The sequence below is a fragment of the Noviherbaspirillum sp. genome (genome assembly GCF_035654295.1).
Classification (GTDB): domain Bacteria; phylum Pseudomonadota; class Gammaproteobacteria; order Burkholderiales; family Burkholderiaceae_D; genus Noviherbaspirillum.
On record NZ_DASRXF010000173.1, the window covers coordinates 1 to 7987 of the forward strand.

A 7987-nucleotide genomic window follows, 5' to 3' on the forward strand; every position below is an offset into this window, starting at 1 on the left:
GATATTGATATGCAGGCTGGCAGCGATGGACACACCGTCCTGGCCGGCGACCTGGCTCAGGCCTTCGTCGGCGATCGGGGTCATTGCGGACGCAGCCATGGAGAGGCCGGACAGGACAGCGGCGATTGCGGTCTTCTTGAACAGTTTCATATGAGTCTCCAATTAAGTAACGTGGTGTAAAAAATTTTTCTTCCCATGCCGCGAACGCCGGTTCCATGTTTCTTGTGGAAACACCTTGTACTGTTCGGCAGGCGATTTACCCACCCGCCGAACGCTAGAACCGGTGTCGTACAGCTCTTAATATTTCAACAATACTAAGAGCCTTCATAGTAGGTCAGCTCCCATTGACAACGGGGACCGCCGCTGTGACTGGACGAGCCAAATCATTGGCCGTGAAAGCCACCGCCGAAGACGGCATTTCCGCCTCGAAAGAAAGCGCGCGCGAGCCGCGCCGCCGGTCGCCGTGCTGCACTGCACACCCACCGATCGGACGATGTTTTTAGAGTGTGCACTCTATTGTTTCAATGACAATCTTATGTAACCTCATGGTTCCCGACAGTCACACCTTCGGAGCTTGCACTGCGTGTCCTTGCGCGTTCGATTTGTTTACTAATGCGGGTTGCTTGATTGGCTGCTATTCCTTATCAGGTGCCGGAACGTCCTGCTGTCCTGCGTTCCCATCCATCCAAGTTCCGTCCGCCGGCCACTGCGGAAGCGTGCCTCGCGCGCGAGCATGTGATGGAGCGCATACGCCATGCGGCGGGCGCGAAGCTCGTCCTCGTGCAGGCCCCCGCGGGATTCGGCATCACCACCTTGCTGCGCCGTATACATGATGAGTGCAGGCAGGAGGGCGGGGCCGCCGCGTGGCTCACGCTGGATGCCGGCGACAACGACCTCGACCGTTTCATGTCCTGCCTCGCGCAGGCGTTCGCGCAGATGAACCGCGGCGCGCCCACGGTGCGCGGCCTGTTCGATTCGCGCCTGCGGCAGGATGGCAGCTTCGAGCTGGCCGATGCGCTGGCATCGACGCCTTTGCCGTTTACATTGATCCTCGACGAATTCGAGCATCTCCAGAACCCGGCCGTGCTGGCCGTCGTCCAGCAACTGATCGACATGCTCGGGCCGCAGCAAAAGCTGGTGATCGGCTCGCGCGTGCAAACCATGCTGTCGGTCGGCCGCCTCCGCGCGCGGCAGCATCTGCTGGAAATCGACGCCGCCCAGCTGCGCTTCAGCCTCGAAGAAAGCGCAAGCTTCCTGCGCGAGAAGCGCGGGCTGAAGCTGGACAACCAGGATGTCGAGAAACTGCATGCCGTGACCGGCGGCTGGGCCGCCGCCCTCTGGCTCGCATCGCTGGCGCTCGAAGGCAGCGAGGACCCGCGCCGCATCATCCGTACCTTTTCCGGATCGCACACCTCCATCGCCTCTTACCTGGCCGAAGACGTGCTGGCGCAGAAGCCGCGCCACTTGCAGGACTTCATCCTGCAGACCAGCGTGCTGCAAAAGTTTTGCGCGGACAGCTGCAATGCCGTGACCGGCCACGACGACGGCAAGGCATTGCTGCAGGAGATCGAGCGCTCCAACATGTTCATGACGCCGCTCGACGAGCAGCGCACCTGGTTCAGCTACCACCCGCTGTTCGCCGACTTCCTGCGCGCCCAGCTCGAGCGCGAGTATCCCGGCCTCGCGGCGGTGCTTCACCGCCGGGCCGCCGCCTGGTATATGGAGCAGAACCGTCCCACACCGGCGATCGATCATGCCATCGCCTCCGGCGATACCGCCTATGTGCTGGAGCTGCTGGAGCGCAACGCGCAATCGCTTTTCCTGCAGGGACGGGTGCGGCTGCTGGCGCGCTGGTTCGATACGCTGGACCGCCGCCACCTCGTGGCTTACCCGAACCTGATCTCGGTCTACTGCTGGTCCTTGCTGCACATCAACAGGAGCGAGGAAGCGCTGCACCTGCTCGAAACCGTGACCAACGCCGACGGCGCATCGCCCGTCTCGCACTCGACTTACCATGTGCTGCGCACCTTCAGCCTGATGATGCTCGACCGCGCGGGAGAAACCGCGCCGATGTGGGACGACCCCCACATCCTTGGCAGTGCCGCGCGCGAACCGGTGCTGCGCAGCATGCTCATGATCGGCTGCGCCTATTATTACGCGACCACTGCCCGCTACCGCGAAGCCCGCGTGCTGCTGGACCAGGCGACGCAGGAACATCCGGCCGTGGGCCCGCTGTTCAGCATGGCGGTTGCCGGTTATGTGCGCGGCATGCTGGACCTGGTGCAGGGCAACCTGCGTGCAGCATGCGCGCGCCTGCTGGCGCTGATCGGCGATGATTCGCAGAAACAGCTGCGATCCAGCGCAACCCGCATGGGCGCGCTGCTCGGCATTTCGCCCGAAGGCACGCGCGGCCGAGACGGCGCCGAGAGCGGCTTTGCCAGCCTGTATCTCGCCGAAGTGCTGTATGAAATGGATTCGCTGGTGGAATCCAAGCGCCTGCTCAAACTCTACCTGCCGCTGGTCAAGGACGCCGGCATCCCGGACCAGCTGATCGCCAGCCATGTCATCTACGCGCGCATCCTGCGGCTCGAAGGCAGCACCAACGATGCGCTGCAGGTGCTGCTGGAGCTGGAGCAGTCCGGCATGCAGCGCCGCCTGCCGCGCGTGATCGATGCCGCCCGCCTCGAAATGGCGCGCGCCGCGCTCTTGCAAGGCGATATCGACGAGGCCCGTTCGACCTTCGCGCTCGTGGGCGCTGCGCCATCCTGGCAGCGCCGCGACATGCAGATGATCGCCACCGATATCGAAAGCCCCTTCCTCGGCAGCGCCCGCATCCAGATCCATACCGGGCAGGCCGCGTCAGTCCTGCCGCTATTGAAGGAGCACCTGCAGGATGCCTACGCACGCGGCCGCATGCGCTACGCGCTGCGCGTCAAGGTCCTGTATGCGCTCGCGCTGTCGCATGCCGGCCAGCGCAACCCGGCGCTGCGCACCATACGCGAGACCATGCAGGATGCAATGGAAGAGGGCTTCGTCCGGGTATTCAAGGATGAAGGGCAGTCGCTGCTCGTGCTGGTGCGTGAAATGCTCGACGGCATGCAGGAGGCGGCGGCGCCGGACAACAATGCGCTGCGCAGCTTCTCCGAGCGCATCATGCACCGCGCGCGGGTGCAGCAGGTGCGGGCGCCTGCCGATATCCCGCAGGTGCCGGATGCCGTCGCGCACTCGTCCGGCGGCGAGCTCACGGAACGAGAGCTCGATGTGCTGCTGCTCCTTGCGCAAGGCTGCGGCAACCAAGCCATCGCAGAAAAGCTCTTCGTCTCCGTCACCACCGTCAAGACCCACTTGCGTAATATCAATCTCAAGCTCGGCGCACACAACCGGACGGAAGCGATCTCGATCGCACGCCGCCTCGGCATCATCACCTGAGCTCTTCCACTTGGTGCTGCGGCCGGCCGCCGCAGCATGTCTCTTCTCCGGCGTGCATTGCAGCATTCCCGAATGCCGCGCGGATACTCGCTTGCAGGCAATCGAATTGATTGCGCACAAACGAATGTGCGCACAGGCAATGCAAACACCTGCATCCAAACTGCTCCGCGCTTGATACGGCGCAATCGCGTCTCGTCCGATCGGATGACCTCTTGTCGCCCTGTTAACTCGTACATTTAAAGCCACTCGGCAAGCTGTCAGAAAGTCAATTTCATGACGGACAGCATCGCCTCTTGAAAGGCCGATCGCGAGGGACATCGCGACGATTTACCAACATCCAGTCGAGGAGAAGACATGAAGGGGAACAACACATGTTCATGATCTTGCTTGGCGCAGTTGCCTTTGGCATTGCGCAGGCCGGGGTCGCGGAACGGTTCGGTGTCATGGACCGGCCGGAAGGACAATTCGAGCTGCCGCAATCGGTCGTCGGCGGCGGCCCGATCACCGAAGCGGTGCGTATCGAGCCGCTGTCCCAGCTCAAGTACCAGAATATCGTCCGGCAGGCCTACGACTACAGCTGCGGCTCGGCCGCACTGGTCACGCTGCTGGTCAACCATCTCGGCCTCGACGTCACCGAGCAGCAGGCGATGGAAGGCATGCTCGAACGTGGCGAGAAGGAAAAGATCATCGAGCGCCGCGGCTTTTCCCTGCTCGACATGAAGCGCTATGTCGCATCGCTGGGCATCGAAAGCGGCGGCTTCCGTGCCGAGGTCAAGGACCTCGTGTCGCTCGAGCATCCAGCCATCGTGCCGATCGACTACGCGGGCTTCAAGCACTTCGTGGTGTTCCGCGGCATCCGCGACGGGCTGGTGTACCTCGCCGATCCGTCTGCCGGGAACATCGTCCTCGCAGTGGACGAGTTTGCCTCGCTGTGGGACCGCAACACCCTGTTCATCCTTTACCCCCCGAAGAACCGGCCCGCGCTCGGAAAACTCGCGCTGTCCGACCAGGAACTCGGCGTGTTCGACATGGACCGCGTCCGGGACCAGGCAAGTCTTCAGCCGCTGGGTAACGCGTACACCATGGAACGTGCGCTCAACTCAGGTTTCGGCGGTGTCTACCTGCGCAGGAACTGAACGACGCAGGACCGCAACGCCGTCATTACATCTAATTTAAGGGAGTCGTCATGAGAATTCGTCCATTGGTTGGTTTCATTGCTGCCGTGCTGATGCTGCCGGCCTACGCGCAACAGGGAGGCACCGACAGCGCCGCCGCACGCGACGCGCTGAAGAAGCAGGAGGGGGATACCGACCAGACCACGCTGCTCAAGCAGACGCTCACCGCCGTGGACAAGCAGTACTCGCTGATCCGCCGCGGCAAGATCCAGGCGACCTATGATTTCAGCTATTCCTATGTCGGGCAGGAGCGCATCAACGCCGACCTCAGCAGCGGGCAGCTGACCCTGTTCGAGATCAACAACGACAGCGCCCACCAGATCACCAACACCATTTCGGTGGACTACGGCCTGCGCGACAACCTTACCGCCAGCGTGAGCCTGCCTCTGGTGAGCAAGTATTCGGAAAACCCGTCCTTCGACGGCTTCTCCCACTCGCTGGGCGACATCGGCATCGGCGCGCGTTTCCAGCCCTTCGAAACCAGGCGCGGCCGTCCGTCGATCACGTTCACCAGCAACCTGCGCCTGCCGACCGGCAAGAGCCCGTTCAAGGTCGATGCCAACCAGGATCTCGCCACCGGCTCCGGCGTGCCGACCATCAGCGCCGGCGTCAACGTCAACCACATCGTCGATCCGGTCGCGCTGTTCGGCTCGCTCAACCTGAGCTACAGCGGCGATGCGAAAGACCTGTCGCAGATCCGCGGCAGCCGCGTGCTCACCCGCGTCGATCCGGGCCCGAGCATCGGCTTCGGCCTCGGCTTCGCGTATGCGCTTTCCTATGGCATCTCGACCTCGGTCTCGATCCAGGAAACGATCTCGCGCGGCGCGCGGCTGTACTTCCGCGACGGCACCACCGCCAAGACCAAGACGCAGACTTCGGGCATGCTGAACCTCGGCATCGGCTACCGCATTTCGCCGAAGACGACGCTCAACATCACGGCAGGCATCGGCCTGACCAACGACTCGCCCGACTTCACCCTTGGCCTCAGCATGCCGCTGTCGTTCTGATAGGGCGGTGCCGAGATGATGACCTGTTCGAGCAAACACAGGCGGTACCGAACGCGGCTGCTGCCGATCGCCGGCCTGCTGCTGTCGAGCGCGCTGCCGCCGGCACACGCGGCGCTGACGGAAAACCTGCTGACCAGCCCGACCGCCATGTCGCTCGGCAATGCCGTGACGGCCGATCCTCCGGGAACCGATGCGATCCACTTCAATCCCGCGGGACTGGCGCGCATCACCGGCGAAATGCATACCGAGTCGTTCGGCGCGGTGTCGCTGCGCGCACCGGCGTCCTTCCGGCAGGGCGAGAACTTCAGCATCGGCGGCTTCAAGGACGATCCGCTCAACGGCACGTCCACCGGCCCGATGCACCAGCGCGTCTATATCCCGGGCGTCGGCCTGCCCGGATGGCGCCTGCCCGGCGTGGTCCTGCCCGGGCTCGGCCTGGCCTACAACAAACCCGGTTCTCCGTTCACCTTCGGCGTCGGCAACTACGTCAGCCAGGCGATGAGTACCGATCGCACCAAGGACCCGAACGACCCCGGCCGCTTCGGCGGCAAGGTGGTGCACCTGCAGCGTCTCGTGTTCGCGGCGCCTGCGGTCGGCTACAAGGTATCGGATACCCTGAGCATCGGCGCCTCGGTGCCGCTCGCGCACCAGGCGTTCATCCTGAACACCGACATGCGCATGCCCAACGAACTGCTGGGCATCGTCGGCAAGGTGCAGGAGGGGTGGTGCCCGCAGAATGGCGGCAACATCCTCGACACCTTCACATTCGGCCTGTGCGGCGGCGGCGAGGAAGGCCGGATCAATCCGTTCAAGAAGGCGGCCAGCATCGACCTGAACATGACCGCCCACGTCGACCCGACGATCAACATCGGCGTGCTGTGGGAGCCGGTGGACTGGCTCGGGGTCGGCTTCGTGTACCAGGGCGGATCGAAGACCAAGGTGTCCGGCCAGTACACCATCCGCGCCGAACCGATGCTCCGGCGCTTCGTGGAGGGCATGCATTCGAGCCTGCTCGGTCCGATCGCCGCCGGCATCCTCGGCATGCCGCAGACGATTCCGGAAGAACAGAAGGGCAACGTCAGCGCCACGATCCCGTTTCCGCACCGCGTGCAGGTCGGCTTCAAGTTCAAGCCGACCGCGCGCCTCCAGTTCAACGTCGATGCGAACTACGCCAACTGGAAAAGCTGGGATGCGATGACCTTCGAGTTCGACCAGCCCATCAAGCTGCTGGAGATGGCCCGCCTGTTCGGCGTGCCCGATCCGTCCCGGCTGTCGATCCCGCGCGGCTACAAGAACACGCTGCACTTCGGCTACGGCATGCAGGTGAAGGTCAACGACAAGCTGACCATGCGCTTCGGCTACGAGCCGCGCAAGAGCTCGATCCCGAAGGACAAGATCGACCTCGTCGCGCCGCTGCCGGATACCAAGATCTACAGCATCGGCGCCAATTACAAGATCAGCGAGAAGACTGATATCAGCATTGCCGCCAGCTATATGAAGGGCGACTACTTCGTTCCGGCCAACGGCAGCTGCAACATGAACTGCGACAAATTTTTCAACATTGTCTACAACCCCTACGCAGGCCTCGATGTCGCCGGCGGGATCCGCGTCAAGTATCTCGGCCTGACCATCACCAAGCGTTTCTAGCAATGGACAATTTTTCTGAGAGGAGACACACCATGTTCAAATCCGCGATTGCAATCACCCTCATCCTTGCTGCCGGCGCCGCCAGCGCAGCCGGAACACCGAAGGCGATCCCGCCGGCGAAGCAGGAACTGGTACAGCGCGTTCTCCAGCTCTGGCAAGTGGATGCGCTTGCACAGTCGATGCTGCAGGACCCGGTAACGGATGCGGTCGGACAGGCGCGTGCGGTGATCCAGGGCCGCGTTCCGACCGAGCGACGTGATGCGGTGATGCGCGACGTTGCTGCGGAAGCGAAGAAATTCCTCGATGAGAACAGTCCGGTGGTGCGTGCCAGCGCCCAGAAACTGGTCCCGACCACGGTGGTGCCGATGCTCGCGGAACAATTCACCGAAGACGAACTGCGGCAGATCATTGCCATCCTCGAATCGCCGGTCAAGAAAAAGTTCGAGGCGCTGGTGCCGGACATGCAGAAAGCGCTCGGCGAGAAAATCGCCGCCGATTCGCGCCCGACCATCGACCCGAAACTGAACCAGTTCCGTGAGCGCATCAGCGCGCGCCTGCGCACCGCCATCACGCCGTGATGCACGCATGACGCAGCTTGCAGTGGATGCCGGTGCAGCCTTACGCGCGGCCGTCGGCAGCGGGAACGACAAAAGAACAAGGGGAACAACATGACATATTCGTCGGCGATTGATCTGGTACGCGGTATCAAGGCACGCCTGGCAGCGCGTG

General features: G+C 63.1%; 6 protein-coding genes. 5 read left to right on the forward strand and 1 reads right to left on the reverse strand.

Features of this window, described 5'->3' with window-relative positions; genetic code table 11:
- A partial coding sequence (locus tag VFF99_RS16520) for a DUF6160 family protein (protein WP_325019817.1) occupies positions 1-150 on the reverse strand: 150 nt, incomplete at its 3' end.
- 477 nt (positions 151-627) lie between these two features.
- Between VFF99_RS16520 and VFF99_RS16525 the strand changes: the two genes are divergently transcribed.
- The 5 genes from VFF99_RS16525 (at position 628) to VFF99_RS16545 (ending at position 7836) form a co-directional block, all read left to right on the forward strand.
- Positions 628-3429 carry a LuxR C-terminal-related transcriptional regulator gene (locus VFF99_RS16525; protein ID WP_325019807.1) on the forward strand — a complete coding sequence of 934 codons (2802 nt, stop codon included), beginning with the start codon at positions 628-630 and terminating at the stop codon, positions 3427-3429.
- A gap of 371 nt (positions 3430-3800) precedes the next feature.
- Positions 3801-4565: a C39 family peptidase gene (locus VFF99_RS16530; RefSeq protein ID WP_325019809.1), complete on the forward strand. Its 765-nt coding sequence runs from the start codon at positions 3801-3803 to the stop codon at positions 4563-4565.
- A gap of 50 nt (positions 4566-4615) precedes the next feature.
- Positions 4616-5611: a transporter gene (locus VFF99_RS16535; protein ID WP_325019811.1), complete on the forward strand. Its 996-nt coding sequence runs from the start codon at positions 4616-4618 to the stop codon at positions 5609-5611.
- Between the two features lie 15 nt (positions 5612-5626).
- Positions 5627-7258, forward strand: coding sequence for an OmpP1/FadL family transporter (locus VFF99_RS16540; protein WP_325019813.1), 1632 nt, complete (start codon positions 5627-5629; stop codon positions 7256-7258).
- Between the two features lie 32 nt (positions 7259-7290).
- Complete coding sequence (locus VFF99_RS16545) at positions 7291-7836, forward strand: DUF2059 domain-containing protein (protein WP_325019815.1); 546 nt, start codon at positions 7291-7293, stop codon at positions 7834-7836.
- The last annotated feature ends 151 nt before the right edge of the window (positions 7837-7987 follow it).